General features: G+C 55.6%; 2 protein-coding genes. One reads left to right on the top strand and one right to left on the bottom strand.

Features of this window, described 5'->3' with window-relative positions:
• Nucleotides 1-840, top strand: an 840-nt coding sequence (locus tag RMSM_RS35330) for a hypothetical protein (protein ID WP_236622434.1), incomplete at its 5' end; no start/stop codon positions are given.
• Between the two features lie 113 nt (nucleotides 841-953).
• On the opposite strand, the gene RMSM_RS35325 is transcribed toward RMSM_RS35330, so the two are convergent.
• A partial coding sequence (locus tag RMSM_RS35325; RefSeq protein ID WP_040771281.1) for an FkbM family methyltransferase occupies nucleotides 954-1,537 on the bottom strand: 584 nt, incomplete at its 5' end.

Below are 1,537 nucleotides of genomic sequence, written 5' to 3'. Positions count from 1 at the left end.
GGTACCTCTGTTCCTCAAAGCTTTAGCCAAAGTTCGGCATATGGGTCCGTCTCGCCGTCGCTGCCAAGCTCCTCGCCGCCCAGCCCTTTCGGCAGCATCAACCAAACGGGCGCGATCGCACCCCCGAGCAACTCGATGACGATCCCGATTCCGTCGACGGCCCCAAGCGGAAGCTACGTCCCCAACACCGAACCGCTCTCGGGCGCCCCGTCATCGGCGAACGGCGACCGTGCTCCGCTAGACCAACCTCGACTCGAATCGGCTCGCCCGAGCCAGTCCAATGGACAAGACGGTTACCGCAGCGATATCGACCGTTACTTGGACGAAAACCGCAGTGGCAATAGCTCGAATTCGAATACCACCCCGCAAACGAAAACCGAGTGGCGGCTGCAAAATCCAGCCGATTCGTCGGTATTTGGTTCCAACGCAAAAGGAACATCCGACCGCATGATTACCGCGGCAAACGAGGCACCAAGCAATCTAGGCTACTCGAGCGTTCATCCTATCCAAGCGCCGCCAGAGTACGTATCGCCATTTCAACGGCGAACGCTTGAAGTGCAACCGCAACCCACGGAACAGGACCGACCTCTGACTGCGCCGCCGCTGCCGCCTAGCAACGAACAGCCAATCAACGCGTCTAACCGCGGGCGTGGCAACGATTTGATCCCTGTTCGCGAAGCGGCACTTGTGCGTCAGCGAACATTCGAAACAGAAACGCGTCACCAAGTAAATCGGACTTACCAAAGCGACGTTCGCCAAACGCAGTTTCAACAGCCAGAGCCTCGCACGCCGCCGAAACGGAAACGGCAAGAATCGGGCTGGAGCTCAATTCGGCCCTAATTCTGCACTGTAAAGCGAATCAAGCAGCTAATCAAACGACGGTGAATCACGTCTGCCGAGCCGCTTAAAATGCTCGGCGCTGTGACCCGCCGCAATCGCGAGAGCCGAATCATTCACTGAACGCGAATACCGAGGACACGGCGTGACCTGTCCCTTATCTCGATTCGGCGATTTCGGTGTACCGCGAAATAGTTGGTCGTTCTGCGTGGGTAGAGATGACTCTCAAGAAATCCCTCTTCGCTAAGACCACTGCCATCATGGGCAAGGCGATTGGGAACAAAGATCTCATAGCCACGCTGATCGAAAAATCGATATAGGTCTCTGGGCTCGTAGATTGAACTTAACCGGGTCGGAGCACTTTCGAACATGACGACGGGATTGCTTTTTGACAACATGCAGGTCGCCCCGCGGAGAGCCCCAAGTTCGGCTCCCTCGATATCGATCTTCACCACGTCAACGACGACATCCTCTGGGATCAAAGAGTCCAATCGTTTGACCGCGACATGGATTTCGCGAATATGCGAATTATTGTCATCAGGCGCGATGAGCGAGCTATAGCCCGACTGCTTTGTGTCGATGAAAAACGTCATCTCGCCCTCAGCTTCTCCAACCGCACAAGCATGCAAAATAGCGAGTGGAAACTTTTGGCGAAGTCTTGCCGCTTTCTCTGGCATCGCTTCAACTGCAATGATGTTCA

The organism is Rhodopirellula maiorica SM1 (genome assembly GCF_000346295.1).
Lineage (GTDB): Bacteria > Planctomycetota > Planctomycetia > Pirellulales > Pirellulaceae > Novipirellula > Novipirellula maiorica.
Note: the sequence above shows the minus strand (reverse complement) of the source record. Positions and strands in the feature narration are given on the sequence as shown.